The organism is Marinobacterium sp. NO-S09 (genome assembly GCF_059179545.1).
The window spans coordinates 2979150-2996958 of the sequence record NZ_CP168954.1; the positions used below are offsets into that span (position 1 = coordinate 2979150).

Here is a 17809-nt window from a genome sequence, read left to right on the forward strand (position 1 = left end):
CCCAGGTGTAACTCACAGCATGTCCGACACTGATACCAGCCCCGCCAACTTTGGCGATTTGGGACTGTCTACTCCTATTCTTAACGCACTGGCCGATGTTGGCTACGAAACGCCTTCACCGATTCAGGCGCGGAGTATTCCGCCTCTGCTCGAGGGCCAGGATCTACTTGGCATGGCGCAAACCGGTACCGGTAAAACCGCTGCCTTTGCCCTGCCCCTGCTACAACGTATTGATACTACCGCTACTCACCCGCAACTGCTGGTATTGGCGCCGACTCGTGAACTGGCGCTCCAGGTTGCAACTGCCTGTGAAAAGTACTCCAAGCACCTCCCGGGCCTGCGCACTCTGTCTATTTACGGTGGCCAGGGCTATGACAGCCAGATCCGCGGCCTGCGCCGTGGCGCTCAGGTAATCATCGGTACACCGGGACGCGTCATGGACCATATCCGTCGTGGCACCCTTCAGCTGGACCGCCTGCAGGCACTGGTACTGGATGAAGCTGACGAAATGCTGCGCATGGGCTTCATCGACGACGTCGAATGGATCCTTCAGCATACTCCGGCCCAGCGTCAGATCGCCCTGTTCTCCGCCACCATGCCACAGGCGATCCGCCACATTGCAGACAATTACCTGCAGGAGCCGGCGGTCATCAAGATCAAGGCCCAGACCGCCACGGCCAGCACCATCCGTCAGCGTACCTGGACAGTTCGCGGCATGAGCAAGACTCAGGCCCTGACCCGTATTCTGGAGCTGCACGAGCATGAAGCTGCGCTGGTGTTCGTTCGTACCAAGACGGCTACCGAATCTCTGGCTGAAGAACTGAATCAGGCAGGCTTCCCGGCAGCAGCCCTGCACGGTGATATCGCTCAGGCACAGCGTGAGCGCATCGTCAGCAAGCTAAAGAAAGGCGAGCTGGACGTCGTAATCGCCACCGACGTTGTGGCACGCGGCCTGGACGTTGAGCGTATCAGTCACGTTATCAACTATGACATCCCCTACGACACCGAGTCGTATATCCACCGTATCGGCCGTACTGGCCGTGCCGGACGTGAAGGTGATGCCATCCTGTTCGTGACCAACCGCGAGCAGCGCCTGCTGAAGCAGATCGAGCGCGCCACTCGCCAGCCACTGGACAAACTGGAGCTGCCGACCGCCAAGCAGATCAACGCTCTGCGCGCCGAGCGCCTGCAGCAGAAGATTCTGGCTGCTGCCGAAAGCGCCAAGCTGGACGAATACATGCCGGTTATCAGCGCCCTGCAGGAGCAGTCCGAGCTGACCGCAGAGCAGCTTGTTGCGGCTACGCTGGCGTATATGCACAAGGATAAGCCCTTGTGGATGAACGAAAACGAACCTGATCCCAACCGTCCTGCGCCGCGTGAGCGTATGGACCGCGGTGATCGTGGTGATCGCGGCGACCGTCCGCGCCGCAACCAGCGCAACGAGCCGGTAGCTGACGGCATGGAGCGCTACTGGATTGGCGTTGGCCATCAGCACGGCGTGAAGCCGGGCAATATTGTCGGTGCCATCGCCAACGAAGCCGGTATCGAAAGCCGCCAGATCGGCCGCATCAACATCGCTGAAGAGTTCAGCTGCGTTGACCTGCCGTCAGGACTGGACAACCAGCAGATGCAGACACTGAAACGTGCCCGCGTGTGCGGCCAGCGCCTGGAAATCCGCCCCTGGCAGGATAAAGGCGGTGCGCCTCGCCGTCCGCGCAAAGGCGCTCCACGCCGCCCGGCTCGCGACTAAGCATGCCTGACGCTGCCACATCTCAGGATCTGAATGATCCGGGATGTGGCAGCATCTTCTTCCCCCTCCCTTCCTGACACGTTTCAGTCCGGATGCGTCAACTGCGCATGCTGGTCAAATGAATCCAGCTGTTTTTCCGCTTCAAAGACGACTGCGTCAGTCAGCGCTCGAATCAATCGAGACCCCAGATTCCACACATGCCAATACAATGGCACGGCCAGATAGCGCCCCGGCGTCATATCAACGGCCAGACCCTGCTCGATAAGCGGCTGCCCCTGCTGATCCGGCACCATGCCGCAGGCTAGACCACGCTCGATGACACCGCAGAACATCTGTGACGACGGAATACGGTGACGAGGATATTCATGCGCCCCCAGGCCAAAGTACTGCTGCAGGTACCGATTCTGCAGTTGATCCTTATGACTGAACTCCGCCACCGGGGCACGACGAAACCCCTCCGCCACAACACCATCCGGGAAGTAGCGCTGCAGATACTCCGGGCTTGCCAACGAACGATAGGGCATCACGCCCAAGGGCACACACTGACAGCCCGGTATCGCCTTGTCAGACGCCGTGATGCAGCCGACCACCTCACCATCCTTCAACAACTGCTGGGTCACATCCTGATCATCTACCTTGAGGTCCAGAAGCAGATGCTGCTCGTGCACCAGCTGAGCCACGGCATCGGGAAACCAGGTTTCCAGGCTGTCGGCATTAAGCCCGATCGAGAGAGTGGTAAAACCCTGCGCGTCCTGTTGGGACAAGTCCTGTAACAACTCATCTTCCAACAGACTGAGCTGGCGATAGTACCTTAGAATTTTTTGCCCTGTCTCTGTGGCCTGGACCGGAACCGTTCGTTTAACCAACACCTGGCCCAGACGCTGCTCCAGCTGCTTTATACGTTGCGAAACAGCCGACTGAGTGACATAAAGCCGCTGAGCAGCGCGCTCGAAACTCTGCTCCTCCACTACCGCGGCCAGAGCTGCCAATTGACGCATATCGAACATTATTAGCCACACTAATCATTAATTAAAAAGATTAGTTTTACTTACAATCGTTTCGCACGCAACATGGCCCGCCTGAACGCCAAACATGATTTTATGGACGAGAGATACACCGCCATGACCCCACTACTGACTGTTGAAATACTTGCCTGGAGCAAGGGCCTGGCCACAACGGCCGGATTAATCATGGCGATCGGTGCCCAAAATGCTTTTGTGCTTACACAGAGCCTGCGCCGTGAATTTCACTGGCCCATCGCCCTGACGTGCATGCTGTTTGATGTCATTCTGATTTCCGCGGGAGTAGTTGGTCTTGGCGTGCTGTTCAACCAATCGCCGCTGCTGCTGGAAGTTGCCCGCTGGGGAGGCGCCCTGTTCCTGTTCTGGTTTGGCCTGCAGGCAGCACGACGTGCTCTGGACAGCAAGAGCCTCACCACCGGAGGTGGCAATGTACGCAGTCTGCGCAGCGCCCTGCTGACGACAGCTGCCGTTACCCTGCTGAACCCGCACGCCTATATCGATACCATCGTTTTGATTGGCGGTATTGGCGGGCAATATGAACCTGAACTGCGCATCTGGTTTACCACCGGCGCCATCAGCTTCTCTGTCATCTGGTTCAGCAGTCTGTGCATTGGCGCTCGCTGGCTGGCCCCCCTGTTCCGCAAACCGGCTGCCTGGCGCGTACTGGATGGACTGATCTGTCTAATGATGTGGAGTATTGCGGTCAGCCTGCTGATCGTACTCTAAGCGGTAGCCCTATATCCTGACATAAAGCGGGCTGCCCAATACGGGCAGCCCGAGCAGGCCGCAAGTTTCCGGCCAAGGACCATACCTGGGGGTATGAGTCTTAAACCTGAGCACTAACCTTAAAACGACCTAAGTATAGTCGTCAGCGTTGGCCTTACGGCTGGTACGCGCCCTATAATGCGTGAAACTTTTTCAACAGGGAGCAGCGCATTCATGACCACTTTGGGCACACCATTATCAAGCACGGCCACACGTGTCCTCATGTGCGGAGGCGGTGAACTGGGCAAGGAAGTCGTTATCGAATTGCAACGCCTGGGCGTTGAAGTCATTGTGGTCGACCGCTATGCCAACAGCCCTGCCATGCAGGTTGCTCACCGCGCTCATGTGATCTCAATGCTGGATGGCGAAGCACTGCGCCAGGTCGTCGAGCAGGAGCAGCCTCACTATATCGTGCCGGAAATCGAAGCCATTGCCACTGACACTCTGGCCGAGCTGGAACAGGAAGGCTTCACGGTTATTCCAACCGCGCGTGCCACCCAGCTCACCATGAACCGTGAAGGCATTCGTCGACTGGCAGCAGAAGAGTTGGAGCTGACCACATCCGCCTATCAGTTTGCCGGTGATGAAGCCGAGTTTCGCCAGGCCGTCGCCGCTATTGGTTACCCCTGTATTGTTAAACCGATCATGAGCTCCTCTGGCAAAGGCCAAAGCACTTTGCGCAGCGATGACGATCTGGAGAAAGCCTGGCAGTATGCCCAGGAAGGCGGACGTGCCGGTGGCGGACGCGTCATCATCGAAGGCTTTGTCGATTTTGACTACGAAATCACACTGCTCACGGTTCGCCATATTGGCGGCACCAGCTTCTGTGATCCCATAGGCCATATTCAGGTTGATGGTGACTATCGCGAGTCCTGGCAACCTCAGGCCATGACTCCCAAGGCGCTGGAAAATGCGCGCCGCGTCGCCGAGAAAGTGACAACAGCTCTGGGTGGTCACGGCATCTTTGGCGTGGAGCTGTTTATCAAAGGGGATGAGGTGCTGTTCAGCGAAGTATCACCCCGCCCACATGATACCGGCCTGGTGACACTGATTTCCCAGAACCTGTCAGAATTTGCCCTGCATGCCCGCGCCATATTGAATCTGCCGATTCCGACGCTGCGTCAGTATGGCCCTTCTGCCTCTGCCGTTATTTTGCCGACCGGCGAATCAAGCCAGACCCGCTTTGGCAACCTGCAACAGGCCCTGGCCACACCCGACACGGAACTGCGCCTGTTCGGCAAACCCGAAATACATGGTCGCCGCCGCATGGGCGTTGCCTTGGCTCTGGGTGAAGATATTGATGACGCGCGCCAGAAAGCACGCGCCTGCGCACAGAATATAGACGTTAAGTTCTAATCAGCGGCGCGATTCGAACCAGGGAACCCGGCTGGTGCCGGCCGGGTGCCCATAGCCGGGATAAATCTTGTCTTCACGTTTCACAAACCAGGGAGCACCCGTAACACTGCTTTGAGCATGGCCGTTCAGCGGAATCAACTTATCCTGCTGTACAACAAATTCGGCGTCGGATGACTTGCCCTCGGGATGGCCGTAGCTGCGGTATACCTTACGCCCGACACGTTCGTACCAGGGCTGAAACCCCTTACCGTCGGGGTGGGTATGAGTAGGAAAATATTGCTCTTTATCCTCTGCGAACATAACGCGACATCACCGGATTAATGAATATGTCGCAATTATACCACATCGTCTTCAATGAGAGACACGTTTACCCTTGATGCAAAGCAAACGTTTCTCATTTCGACTTAACTGTTTCAGCTGATATTCTCGTTTGAGCGCACTGCTGCGATCATGACCAGCTTCATGCCACACCAACTCGACGGGGCGTCGCGCGCGAGTATAACGCGCTCCCTTTCCGGCACGTTCGCCATTATGTTCAGCCAGACGCCTGTCCAGATCGGTGGTGACGCCGGTATAAAAGCTGCTATCCGCACACTTCAGCATGTAGACCCACCATTGTTGCAATACTGACTTGGTACTGTGTTCCATTTTACTCTGTTTAACCTACCCTGACCGGCGTAAAATCCTGCCTCCACATAATTTTGGGGGCTCGGTTCTACCGATGCAAATACTATTACTGACGATTGCAGGGCTCGCCTTCCTGATGATCGTTCTGGAAGATGTGTTCCACATCAACAAGGCGAAAACCACCTTATTCCTCGGCACCCTAGCCTGGTTATTACTTTTTCTCTTCCCTCAACACGGCCTCAACAGCCAGGACATTCAAGAGCAACTCAACGAGAACATCCTCGAAATTGCCAGTTTATGGCTATTCTTGATGGCCGCCATGACGTTCGTTGCCTTTCTCAACCATCAGGGCCTGATCGAAACCATGATCTACAAGGTGTTGCCGCAACGTCTGAGTGAGCGCAAGCTCATGTTTCTTGTGGCCGGCTTCGCCTTTTTCTTCTCCTCCCTGTCTGACAACATCACCGCCACCCTGATCTCGATTGCGCTGGTATTGTCGCTGAAGCTGGATGCCCGCAAAACAAGGCGCTTCGCGGTACTGGTGGTATTTGCGGTTAACTCCGGAGGGGTTGCACTGATCACAGGCGATGTGACCACCCTGATGATATTCATGCAGGAAAAAGTCGCCATTGATGACCTGCTGTGGCTCAGTCTGCCTTCGCTGGTGAGCGTACTGCTGCTGGCCGGCATGCTGTCGATGCCACTGAAAGGAGAAGTGGTGATTCATCCGACGCCCAGACGGGATGACAAGGTCGGTATGGTGATCGGTCTTATCTTTTTGCTCACCATTTTGTCGACGATTGTGCTTAACGTGATTGCCGGTGTGCCGCCGCTGCTGACCTTCCTGTTTGGTCTTTCGATCATGTTCCTGGTGGGACGCCTGTGCTACAAGGATGACGAACGCGAAAACCTGTTGGATTATATCCGCGTCATCGAGTTCGACACCTTGCTGTTCTTCCTGGGCATTCTGCTGCTGGTAGGCATGCTGAAAGAGATCGGCGTATTGAATTCACTGGTACAAATTTACGAAGTCCTGCCCACGACCGGTGCCAATTTCGTCATGGGCCTGCTCTCGTCTCTGGTCGATAACGTGCCGCTGACAGCAGCACTGTTGAAGTCCAATATCGCTATGGATACAGCCAGCTGGCTGACACTGACTTACGCCGTTGGCGTGGGCGGCTCTCTGTTGGTGGTTGGCTCTGCAGCGGGCATCGTCGCCATGAGCAAGGTGAAGGAAATCACCTTCATCAGCTTCATGCGCTACTCACTGTACATTCTGATAGCCTACACTGTTGGCTTTGCCGGCAGCTATCTGGTGGGCCACACCCTTCACTAAGAAGACTGGCCCCCTGGTATCACACCAGAGGGGCCTTCTCACCAAACCAGGACAGATCCGACTGCAGGCTGACCACTTCACCCACAATCACAAGTGCAGGCGCCGGTAACTGGGCTTCATCCTGCAAATCCGGCAGTGTTGCCAGTGTTCCCACCAGCACCTGCTGATCCTCAGCCGTTCCCCTGGACACAATCGCAGCAGGCGTATCAGCCGGCTTACCATGAGCAATGAGACCCGCACAATTTTGCCGCAGGGTATGCAGCCCCATGTAAAAGACGATGGTCTGGTTGGGATGTACCAGTTCTGCGTAATTCAGTTCAGTGGTTCTGTGCTTGAGCTGACCGGTAATGAACTTGACTGACTGGGCATAGTCACGGTGCGTAAGCGGAATACCCGCGTAGGTCGAACAGGCACTGGCCGCCGTGATACCCGGTACCACCTGGAAAGGAACACCCGCCTTCTTAAGTTCGGCAATTTCCTCGCCACCACGGCCGAAAATAAAGGGATCACCACCCTTCAAACGAACAACCCGCTTGCCCTGCAAGGCATGATCCACCAGCAGCTTATTTATTCCTTCCTGAGGGACAGCGTGATTATCGCGCTGCTTGCCCACAAAAACCAGATCGGCATCGCGCCGGCACAGATCCAGAACCTCGGGCGAGACCAGACGGTCGTACAACACCACGTCTGCCTGCTGCATCAGGCGGAGTGCCTTGAACGTCAACAACTCAGGATCACCTGGGCCTGCACCTACCAGATAGACTTCACCCACCTGATGGCGGGCATTACCCTCTTCAATCTGGCGCTCCAACAAGGCTTCGGCAGACTCATCCTGGCCGGCAAATACGCGCTCGGCCACTTGCCCCTGCAGCACGGATTCCCAGAACACACGGCGCTCGTTCACACTGCCAAAACGGGCCTTCACCTTGTCACGGAAGCGGCCAACCAACTGCCCCAGACGGCTGTAGCCGGTAGGAATCCAGGTTTCCAGCTTGGCACGCAACAGGCGCGCCAGAACCGGCGATTGACCGCCAGAACTGATACCGATCACAATGGGGGAGCGATCTACAATCGCTGGAAATACGAAGGTACAGAGCGCCGGGCTGTCCACCACATTGACCGGCACATTGCGTGCTACGGCGTCATGGTGGATACGCTCATTGAGACCATCATCATCTGTTGCTGCCAGCACCAGCACTTTGCCGTCGATCAGCGCCGCGTGGTATTCACCGATAATCACCTGCCCCTGATGCAGATCCAGCATCTCATGCAGTTCCGGCAATACAGCATGGGCAACACAGGTCACCTGTGCACCGGCACGGGTCAGTAGACGCGCCTTGCGCAAGGCAACGTCACCGCCCCCGACCAGCAGCACGGGGCGTTGTTTCAGATCGAAAAAAAGCGGCAGATAATCCATGACTGAGGCTCCAGTACAGCATGTAGGATGCTCACACTATAGCCTCAAATAAGGTAATAAAAAATAATTTTTTTATAACTTATTTAGAATTTACCGCTCAGTGCGCGTCATCCAGCGGGAACCGCTTGTTCAGGAACGCCACGATATCGTCGGATTCATACATCCATTCCGTATGGCCATCCTGATGATCGATGCGCAGACAAGGCACTTTCATGCGGCCACCACCTTCGATCAGGTCCTGACGATGGCGGGCATCTCCTCGCACATCACGCAGCTCAAGCGGCAGGTTAAGGCGGCGCAGGGAGCGGCGCACCTTGACGCAGAAAGGACAGGTTGGCAGCTGGTACAGTGCGAAGCCTTGCAATGCTTCTTCCAACTGCTGCAGCTGTTGCGGCGAGCGCTTGCCGCGACGAGGAAGGGTTAAACCATGCAGGGCCATGACAATCAGGCCCAATACCCAGCGAACGACTTTCATTATGCTTTCAGCTTCCGTTAAAACGCGATGGCGCAGTGTACTACAATGACCGGGGTCAAAAAACCGTATCGACAGGGCCCTGCGCTGTCAGCCAACCCGGTATCCATGCTAAGGTAGAGCGCTTCTCTTTTAGCGAAAACTCACGCATTCACAGGCGTTTAGCGAGAATAGAACACCATGGCCGATGCCAAACACCAGGTAGCCACCGATAACGAATTCCAGTTCAAGAGCACCCGTGCGTCATTGAATGAGTTGATCCTGACCTGTGACGATATCCAGCGTCTGGAGCCCCAGCTTGAAGCGCACGCGGCCCGTGTACCCATGCTGTTCAGTCACATGCCGGTAATCCTGAACCTGCAGGCACTGGAAGAAACACCTGCTTTGGAGCAGGTTAAAGCCCTGCTGGACTTGTGCCGACGCCTGTCACTGGTGCCCGTCGGCCTCAAAGCTGATCAGAACAGTGCCCCGGAACTGTGCCGTGCCTTGCAGCTGGCCGACTTCAGTCAACAGCGCAGCCGACCTCAGGCACCGGATGTTCCGGCAGCAGATGCTGAACCCAAGGCCAAACCAGAGCCTCAGCCTGAACAAGAGCCTCAGCCTGAAGCGGCTGCCCAGCCGTCAGAACCCGTTGCCGCTCGTGTCGTCACGACCCCGGTGCGCTCCGGCCAGCAGATTTATGCCCGGGGCACAGATTTGATTGTGTTGTCTGCCGTCAGCGCCGGTGCCGAGATCATCGCCGATGGCCATATTCATGTCTACGGCCCCCTTCGAGGCCGTGCCATGGCAGGTGTAAACGGCAACACGGATGCCCGTATTTTCTGCCAGAGCATGGAAGCCGAACTGGTTTCCATTGCCGGCTATTTCAAAACCAGTGAAGACCTGCACAGCGAATGCTGGCAACAGCCCACACAGGCGTTGCTCAGAGGGTCTCGACTGGATACAGTTTCACTTTAATGAACCGCTTTTTCATCTTGATGGATATGCATGCATGGCTGAAATAATCGTAGTTACCTCAGGCAAGGGGGGCGTTGGCAAAACGACCAGTAGCGCCGCCATCGGCACCGGACTGGCCCTGCGCGGCTTCAAGACCGTTCTGATCGACTTTGACGTGGGCCTGCGTAACCTGGACCTGATCATGGGCTGTGAACGTCGCGTCGTGTACGACTTCGTCAACGTGATCAACCAGGAAGCCACGCTGAATCAGGCACTGATCAAGGACAAGCGTACAGACAACCTGTTCATCCTCCCGGCGTCACAGACTCGTGACAAGGATGCTCTCAGCGTTGAAGGCGTAGAGGCGGTCCTGAACGAACTCTCAGAGAGCTTTGACTATATTGTCTGCGACTCTCCGGCTGGCATTGAGAAAGGCGCCCACCTGGCCCTCTACTTTGCTGATACGGCAATTGTCGTTACCAACCCCGAGGTCAGCTCCGTACGTGACTCTGACCGTATTCTCGGTGTTTTGCAGAGCAAATCACGCAAGGCTGAACAGGGTGAAACCGTCAAGGAGCATCTGCTGCTGACCCGCTACAACCCCAGCCGTGTTGAAGCCGGTGAAATGTTGGGTGTGGAAGATGTCAAAGATATCCTGGCCATCCCTCTGCTGGGCGTGATCCCTGAGTCCCAGGCGGTTCTCAAGGCCTCCAACCAGGGTATTCCGGTCATCATGGATGACGACAGTGATGCCGGTCAGGCCTATGACGATGCCATCGCTCGCTTCCTGGGTGAAGATCGCGACCATCGCTTCCTGAACGTGGAACGCAAAGGGTTCCTCAGCCGAGTATTTGGACGGAAGGGCTAATGGGTATTCTGAGTTATTTCCGACAAAAAAAGCCGACCTCGGCCAGTGTCGCCAAGGAACGCTTGCAGGTGCTGGTTGCCTACGAGCGTAACCAGCGCACTCAACCTGAGTACCTGCCACAGATGCAGAAGGAAATTCTGGCTGTTATCGCCAAATACGTGGATGTATCCACGGATGATGTGCAGATCAACCTGGATGAAGACTGCTCCATTCTGGAGCTGAATGTCACCCTTCCAGAAAAAAACTGACACTCGCATAACGGGAGCCTACAGGCTCCCGTTTTCATTTCCCTTTGGTCAACCTCAGTTCCCCCCGATGCCTTTTTACCGGTTGTTCCCGCTGGTTAAACGGCCATTTACCGCCCCTCTCACCCCATCAAAGTTCCAAACTAGTCCAAATGGACCATGCGCCTTTATCCATGCAGCTCTACTGTCTTGATCAAGAGCCCTGAGGCTCAACCCTGACCGATAAAAATAAAAGGGGCTGCACATGAACATCAACCGACACATTCCGGCGGTGGCTGCCATGGCCATAGCCCTTGGAGTATTCCTGCTGTCTGGCCTGAACAACCAGGGACAGATCTCTCACAACTGCACAAACTGCTCCACGCCTCTACAGGAACAGGGCCAAGGGGACAGCCAGAGCGCATTTGATATGGCATATCAGCTGACCGAGCATGAAGCTCAGGCTCTGGCCCGACTGGGCTGGATCAACGCCACCTACTAAGTGCCAACTACGGCGCTGATAATCGAAGCCCCTACGATCACTCCTGAATGGTCGCAGGGGTCTGTCTGTGCTGAAACTGCAGGCCAATACACAGTAAATGAACTCACTTAATTTCCCTTCCTGAAGACGACTTCATTCAATTTACAGCCCATTCCCGTGCGACTGATTATCAACAGCGCTGCATCTTCAGGGTAAGTTGCAACTGTCCGCTAATAGCAGCATTACGGACGGCTCGACAAGAGACCCATAATTCCCTATAACTTGTGGTGATAGCGGTTGAATATGGATTATTCGGCCCAACTAGCCCGAGTGCGACTCTAATTTCACGCTGGAATGCCTGATTTTCTTCGCTTCCCCGACCAGGAACGGACGATGAAAAACCTGTCCATCCGCTTCAAACTGTTACTTGGTTCCGCCGTTGCCATTTTGGCTTCACTGGGCATCGTCATTGCCCTCGCCTTGAGCTCCTACCAGTCATCAATCGACACTGCTGTTGATGACACGACTGATTTGATCAGTAGCAGCGTGCTCCAAAAGCTCGAACTGACCAGTGATCAAATTGCCGTCAGTATCCGTCAACGTCTTGAAAGCGGTTTTGACTCATCCTCGGCGATCGCCGGATTTCTGGGCTCAACCGCCAAAACCGATACACTGATATCACGCTCGGCCGTAAAAGAGCTTGTCAGATCCAACCTGGAAGCCAATGGGAATGTGAGCTCGATGTATGCTCAATTTGAGCCCAATGGCTATGACAAGTTTGACAGCATCTACAAAGGGGAACTCGCCCACAGTTCCAATGAAGGCACCCTGGATATCTACTGGGTGCGAGAAAACGGCGGTCTTACTTTCTACGCGACGGAGTCTACAGAAAGTAAATACGATGAGACTATTAACGAGAGCGGCATTAGAGCATCAGAGTGGTACCTCTGCCCTCTTGAGACTGCTCAGAACTGTATGGTCGAGCCTTACCTGTATGAAATCAGTGAAGGCAACTCTATCCTGATGACCTCATTAACAGTCCCCATTATCAGCAATGGTAAGGTCGTTGGGGTTGCCGGTACAGATGTAAACCTGCCGGTGCTGCAAAAGATGACAGAAGCCATGGCTCAGGAGCTCTATCAGGGTCAGGCCAGCATCACACTGCTTAGTGAAAAAAACCGCGTGATTGCGTCCAGCCGTTTCAAGGATGCTGCTGGCCAACCGGTCGAATCCGTTTCGCGGGGCTTTCTAAACCGGGTCAACAGCCAGTCAGCAGACTCCGATAATTTTCTTCTCAACCAGGGCCTGTCCATCGCCAACGCCAACTGGCGCATCGTCATTGAAGTACCCAAGACCGTGGCTCTGGCTGAGCTACATCAGCTACAGACCAAAATGGAAGATAATCGCAGCAGTACTACCTGGGAACTGCTGACCATTGCCAGCGCGATTCTGCTGATCACGCTGATTGTAGTGAACCTGTTCATCTCCGGTATCACCAAGCCCCTGGCCAAACTGGGTGAGCGCATGCAGGCTCTGGGCGGTGCAGAAGGTGACCTGACACAGGAGCTGGAATCGTTCAGTCATAAAGAGTTGAATGCTGTTGCCGATGGCTTCAACAGCTTTACCCGCAAGATTCGTGATGTGATTCATGAGCTGATCTCATTGTCCGCGCAAATGCAGCAAAGTGCCGCATCACTCTCGGCCAATGCCCAGCAGACCCGCTCTTCCACCGAAGAGCAGCAACAACAGCTACAGAGTGTGGCGACTGCCGCCAACGAAATGTCGGCTACCGCGACCGAGGTCGCCAACCTGGCAGGCCAAACAGCTCAGGATGCCGGTGACTCTGACAATGAAGTCAATGAAACGCGCTCAACGTTGCGAGAAACCGTAAATGAAATCGGCAATATGTCCCAGGCACTGGATGGCGCCTCCGACAGCATCGGCAATGTAGCCAAACGCAGCGATGACATCTACACCATCATCGAAACCATTCGTAATATTGCTGACCAGACCAACCTGCTGGCACTGAACGCAGCGATTGAAGCCGCACGTGCCGGCGATCAGGGGCGTGGTTTTGCTGTCGTCGCCGATGAGGTTCGCAGCCTGGCCAGCCGTACTCAGGAGGCCACCGGTGAGATCGATAACCTGATTTCAGCCCTGAAACGGGACGTGGATGACAGTGTTGATCGCATGCAGCACTGCCGGGATCGTGCCTCCATGACGGTTGAAGAAAGCCGCGCCAGCTATGACCGGCTGGAAAGCGTATCTACCCGCATCAGCTCGATCTCTGAAAACACCACACAGGTCGCCACCGCAGCCGAAGAACAGAGCATGGTGAACGAAGAGATCAACCGCAACATCACTATGATTGGTGATGCCGCAGACATGCTTGCGCAAACCGCCGGCCAGGTGTCGGTACTGGGTGAAGAGGTATCCGACAGCGCAGCACGCCTGGATCAGCAACTGGGGCGTTTCAAGGTCTAGCCGGTAACAACACCGAGACTCAAGGGGCTGAATCAGCCCCTTTTTTCGTCAGGGCTGTACCGAATGAGCAGGTTTTCACAAGAAAGATGGGAAAAAGACGGAAAAAGCTTTGACTCCGGCCCCAATTCGTATACTCTGGAGAGGCTTAAGAGTAACACAAGCATTTATGCACCATTTCGACGTCCTACCTTGTAGTAAGTACCTCGTTCTGAACCATAAGTACCAACATTACCTAAGCACGACCCAACCCTGACGGCATTTTGCCAAGGGTTAAAATTTTTACTCAGATCGAGAGATTTATTATGTCTACTACTACTGGCACAGTTAAATGGTTCAACGAAACTAAAGGTTTTGGTTTCATCGCTCAGGAAAACGGTCCTGACGTATTCGCTCACTTCAGTGCCATCCAGGGCAGCGGTTTCAAAACTCTGGAAGAAGGCCAGAAGGTTGAGTTCACAGTGACTCAGGGCCAGAAAGGTCCTCAGGCTGAGAACATCGTCGCTATCTGATTCTGATCAGAAGCTGACAAGAAGACGACCCCTCGGGGTCGTTTTTTTTTGCGTATAATCTGCCTTCTACAGTCACCGATCACCTCCCCTCCCCTTCCTGATTGACAGGAATCATTGCTTTTTCAGGCATGACGGAATTTGAAACGGATCCGACTTTCGTCTATAAATGTCGCTTAATATATTCATTAACTTCCAGCACGTACTGCCCAACCATTTCTGCTAACCCAACACTACAGGTCCCCTGAATGAATTCGCTCTCAATCCGGTTCAAGCTGCTGCTTGGCTCAGCGGTTACCGTGATTCTGTCACTGGGTGTCATCATCTTCATGGCACTGCAATCCTATAAAACCTCCATCGATCATGTGATGGATGACACCCAGGCTCTGATCGAGAAACAGGTAAAGCAACAGCTTTACCTGACAGTCGACAACATCGCCCTGGCAGTCGAGATGCGTCTTAATCGCGGCTTTGATTCGGCACGAGCAGTGGCAGGTTACCTGGGCAACACGGCACAGGGCTCACTGAATATTTCTCGCGACTCCGCCAGCGAACTGGTCCGTTCAGCCCTGTCCATGAACACACAGATCGACACGCTCTATGCCATGTTCGAGCCTAACGCCTATGATGCGCTCGACTACATGTTCAATGACAGCCAGGGTCACAGCACTCAAACCGGCAACATTGCTATTTACTGGTTCTGGAATGAGGGCAATCTGGAGACGGCAGCAGTGCCCGACAATGCCGTAATGTACTCAGAAAGCCTCACCGATACCGGTATTCGTGAGTCCGAATGGTATTTGTGCCCGCTGGAATCCGGTCAGGAATGCCTGATCGAGCCCTACCTGTTCGAGGTCACCCCCGGCAATGAAGTGCTGATGACTTCACTGACCGTTCCGGTCGTGCACAACAACAAAACCATCGGCGTCGCCGGCGCAGACCTCAGCCTGCCCGCCATGCAAACACTGGTACGCTCACTCTCTGCAGAGCTTTACGATGGTCAGTCATCGATCAGCATTCTAAGTAGTCAGAACCGTATCATCGCGTCCAGCGAGTACACAGATGCACTGGGTAAAAGCGCCAGAAGTGCTGCGCCTTCACTGTTACAGCCGGTAGACCAGACTCATGCCATTCGCGTTGAACACAGACTGAAGATTGCCAACTCCAGCTGGCGTATTATGGTGGAAGTACCCTATTCGGCGGCACTGGCGGAACTGGAACAGCTCGGCAGCAAGGTAGACAAGAATCGCCAGTCCACCACCTGGGAACTCATCATCACCAGCCTGATTATTCTGGCCGTGACACTGGTCATCGTGAACCTGTTCATCCACGGAATTACCAAACCGATTCGTGTATTGGCCGAGCGCATGAAAGCACTGGGCGGCACCGATGGCGATTTGACGCATGAATTGGAAGCCTCCAGCCATGCCGAGCTGAATGACGTAGCCGACGGGTTCAACAGCTTTACCCGCAAAATACGGGGCCTTATCAGTGAATTGATGCAGCTATCAGCCGGCCTGCAGCACAGCGCAACCAGTCTGGCAGCCGCCGCCCAGCAGACGCGTGCATCCACTCATGACCAGCAACAACAACTGCAGAGCGTAGCGACGGCCGCCAACGAAATGTCGGCCACCGCAACCGAAGTCGCCAACCTGGCTGGCAGGACTGCGCAGGACTCAGCCGAAGCGGACTCGGAGGTAACCGGCACTCGCCAGACACTTGGCCAGACCGTGGACGAAGTTGGCAGCATGGCAGAGCAGCTGACCGAAACCTCACAGAGTATCGGCAGCGTCGCCAAACGCAGTGATGAGATCTATTCCATCATCGAAACCATTCGCGGTATCGCGGATCAGACCAACCTGCTGGCACTCAATGCTGCTATTGAAGCTGCGCGGGCTGGTGACCACGGACGTGGCTTCTCGGTCGTCGCTGATGAGGTTCGCACTCTGGCAGGGCGCACACAGGAAGCCACCGGCGATATCGACAACCTGATTTCCGCGCTCAAGCGTGATGTAGACAGTAGCGTTGAACAGATGCAAGCCTGTCGAGACCTGGCCTACCGCTCAGTCGACGACTGCCGCGGCAGCTTTGAACGACTCGATGGCACATCACAACGCATCTCTTCCATCTCGGAAAACACCACTCAAGTCGCGACTGCGGCCGAAGAGCAAAGCATGGTGAATGAAGAGATCAACCGTAACATCACCCAGATCGGTGATGCCGCCGATGCATTGGCGCAAGCTGCCAGTCAGGTGACATCATTGGGTGAAGAGGTCTCTGATAGCGCGGCCCGACTCGACCAGCAATTGGGTCGATTCAAAGTCTGAACAGACATATGAAAAAGCGGCCACCTGGGCCGCTTTTTTTACGTTCGGCAATTAGACAATCTGGCAGCGGTCGCGGCCGGCGTCAGTAAATACGGCAACCAGCGAATAGTTCATAAACGCTGTCGAGGTAGAGAGGTAATCCTTGATCCAGAACTGCAGTTTGCCAATAAAATCCTGGTAGGCATTTTCGCCGCCTTTCTGCAGCTGTTCATTCAAAGCCGCCAGGCGACAGGTCACCAGGTCCGGCGCATCCTTTGCCTTGTCCGCGTCGGTCACACTCAGGGTCAGCGCCCCCTCCCGCGGACTCCAGGTCACCATAAAAAACAGTGACGCGTTGGTAACGTTCCTGTCCAATAGTGTTTCAGCCTGCGCCAAAGCGGCTTCAACGACGTCCTTAACAGCTGATTCTTCTGTCGCGGATGACTCCGCCGCGTGATAGCGGTGCTCAGCCACTGTTTCGTTACTTGCAAATGGGTGTTGGTCTTCGTGTATCTGCCAGCTAAGCGTCATGAGGTCTTTACCTGCCCGTGAATAGAGGGGCCTGATTGTACCCAGAGCAGCGTCCGTACCCCAGCCCCTGTTCGTTGATTCAGACTCAGAGCATGATCAATTGGCTGTATGTAATATCAACCGCCACATACACCAGCAGCAACGCCATCAGAGCGTTCAGAGCACGAAAGAAAACAGCTGATTTGATCAAGCGCCCCATTCGGGCCCCCATGAGCACGTAACTGCCAGGTGCACCAAAGGCCAACACACCCAACAACAGGGACCACAACAGTATGCCAAAGCCCTCAATACCGGCTGCCGGGAACTGAACCGTTGTAATCGGCAGAACCGCCAACGGCGCTTTGGGGTTACACAGCTGCATGATAAGGCCTGATTTAAATGTGAACGTCGAACCGACATCTGTCTGTTTCGCCAGTGGTGTATCCATACTGGCCGACCGCCTTGCGAAACGGCCCACCTTCCAGGCCAGCCAAAGAATATACAGCGCTCCCAGCAGACTGATCACCCGTTGATATTCTGGCACTACCAGCCAGGCACCGGTGTAGCCAAACAGAGTAAACAAGATCAGCATTGCCAGCCCTACACCGGCGCAGAACCCTAACGTGCGCGGAGCTGAGCCATTCAGCCCTGCTCCCAAACTCAACAGGTTGACGGGGCCAGGCGTATACATGACCCCTACGGCATACAACAAAATTTCAAACATTGGAAAACTCCGGCAAGTGGTGAAC

General features: G+C 55.0%; 18 protein-coding genes. 11 read left to right on the plus strand and 7 right to left on the minus strand.

Translation table 11 applies throughout. The features are described from left to right. Positions 1-19: 19 nt before the first annotated feature. Positions 20-1750 (plus strand): DEAD/DEAH box helicase, encoded by a 1731-nt coding sequence (locus O3C79_RS13765; RefSeq protein WP_494383562.1) that lies wholly within the window; start codon positions 20-22, stop codon positions 1748-1750. A gap of 83 nt (positions 1751-1833) precedes the next feature. Here O3C79_RS13765 and O3C79_RS13770 read toward each other — a convergent pair whose 3' ends face one another. After that, on the minus strand, positions 1834-2757 hold the full coding sequence (locus O3C79_RS13770) for a LysR family transcriptional regulator ArgP (protein WP_494383563.1): 924 nt from the start codon (positions 2755-2757) through the stop codon (positions 1834-1836). 114 nt (positions 2758-2871) lie between these two features. On the opposite strand from O3C79_RS13770, the gene O3C79_RS13775 reads away from it, so the two are divergent. Then, positions 2872-3498, plus strand: a complete 627-nt coding sequence (locus O3C79_RS13775) for a LysE/ArgO family amino acid transporter (RefSeq protein WP_494383564.1) — start codon at positions 2872-2874, stop codon at positions 3496-3498. Between the two features lie 213 nt (positions 3499-3711). Further along, positions 3712-4893: a formate-dependent phosphoribosylglycinamide formyltransferase gene (gene purT / locus O3C79_RS13780; RefSeq protein WP_494383565.1), complete on the plus strand. Its 1182-nt coding sequence runs from the start codon at positions 3712-3714 to the stop codon at positions 4891-4893. On the opposite strand, the gene O3C79_RS13785 is transcribed toward purT, so the two are convergent. Further along, positions 4894-5193: a hypothetical protein gene (locus O3C79_RS13785; RefSeq protein ID WP_010322454.1), complete on the minus strand. Its 300-nt coding sequence runs from the start codon at positions 5191-5193 to the stop codon at positions 4894-4896. It lies immediately after the preceding gene. A gap of 51 nt (positions 5194-5244) precedes the next feature. Next, positions 5245-5541, minus strand: a complete 297-nt coding sequence (locus O3C79_RS13790; protein WP_494383566.1) for a GIY-YIG nuclease family protein — start codon at positions 5539-5541, stop codon at positions 5245-5247. A 73-nt stretch (positions 5542-5614) separates the two neighbouring features. Between O3C79_RS13790 and nhaD the strand changes: the two genes are divergently transcribed. After that, entirely contained in the window at positions 5615-6856 is a 1242-nt protein-coding gene (nhaD, locus tag O3C79_RS13795) for a sodium:proton antiporter NhaD (RefSeq protein ID WP_494383567.1), read from the plus strand. 19 nt (positions 6857-6875) lie between these two features. Here nhaD and cysG read toward each other — a convergent pair whose 3' ends face one another. Then, positions 6876-8273 (minus strand): siroheme synthase CysG, encoded by a 1398-nt coding sequence (cysG, locus tag O3C79_RS13800; protein WP_494383568.1) that lies wholly within the window; start codon positions 8271-8273, stop codon positions 6876-6878. A gap of 97 nt (positions 8274-8370) precedes the next feature. Continuing rightward, the gene (locus O3C79_RS13805; protein ID WP_010322458.1) at positions 8371-8748 is read right to left on the minus strand and encodes a glutaredoxin family protein; all 378 of its coding nucleotides are present in this window, start codon (positions 8746-8748) and stop codon (positions 8371-8373) included. A gap of 177 nt (positions 8749-8925) precedes the next feature. Between O3C79_RS13805 and minC the strand changes: the two genes are divergently transcribed. The 7 genes from minC (at position 8926) to O3C79_RS13840 (ending at position 16571) form a co-directional block, all read left to right on the plus strand. Beyond that, the gene (minC, locus tag O3C79_RS13810; RefSeq protein WP_494383569.1) at positions 8926-9702 is read left to right on the plus strand and encodes a septum site-determining protein MinC; all 777 of its coding nucleotides are present in this window, start codon (positions 8926-8928) and stop codon (positions 9700-9702) included. A gap of 34 nt (positions 9703-9736) precedes the next feature. Further along, positions 9737-10549: a septum site-determining protein MinD gene (minD, locus tag O3C79_RS13815; protein WP_010322460.1), complete on the plus strand. Its 813-nt coding sequence runs from the start codon at positions 9737-9739 to the stop codon at positions 10547-10549. Next, complete coding sequence (minE, locus tag O3C79_RS13820; RefSeq protein WP_010322461.1) at positions 10549-10797, plus strand: cell division topological specificity factor MinE; 249 nt, start codon at positions 10549-10551, stop codon at positions 10795-10797. The genes minD and minE overlap by 1 nt, the downstream gene beginning before the upstream one ends. Before the next feature lie 241 nt (positions 10798-11038). Then, the gene (locus tag O3C79_RS13825; protein ID WP_494383570.1) at positions 11039-11275 is read left to right on the plus strand and encodes a hypothetical protein; all 237 of its coding nucleotides are present in this window, start codon (positions 11039-11041) and stop codon (positions 11273-11275) included. Positions 11276-11647: 372 nt separating this feature from the next. Further along, on the plus strand, positions 11648-13738 hold the full coding sequence (locus O3C79_RS13830) for a methyl-accepting chemotaxis protein (protein ID WP_494383571.1): 2091 nt from the start codon (positions 11648-11650) through the stop codon (positions 13736-13738). Positions 13739-14040: 302 nt separating this feature from the next. Beyond that, entirely contained in the window at positions 14041-14247 is a 207-nt protein-coding gene (gene cspE / locus O3C79_RS13835) for a transcription antiterminator/RNA stability regulator CspE (protein WP_010322464.1), read from the plus strand. A gap of 245 nt (positions 14248-14492) precedes the next feature. Then, a complete protein-coding gene (locus O3C79_RS13840; protein ID WP_494383572.1) occupies positions 14493-16571 on the plus strand; it encodes a methyl-accepting chemotaxis protein in 2079 nt (692 codons plus the stop codon). Between the two features lie 51 nt (positions 16572-16622). On the opposite strand, the gene O3C79_RS13845 is transcribed toward O3C79_RS13840, so the two are convergent. Next, on the minus strand, positions 16623-17081 hold the full coding sequence (locus O3C79_RS13845) for a hypothetical protein (protein ID WP_494383573.1): 459 nt from the start codon (positions 17079-17081) through the stop codon (positions 16623-16625). 85 nt (positions 17082-17166) lie between these two features. Beyond that, the gene (locus O3C79_RS13850) at positions 17167-17784 is read right to left on the minus strand and encodes a LysE family translocator (RefSeq protein WP_494383574.1); all 618 of its coding nucleotides are present in this window, start codon (positions 17782-17784) and stop codon (positions 17167-17169) included. Between the last annotated feature and the right edge of the window lie 25 nt (positions 17785-17809).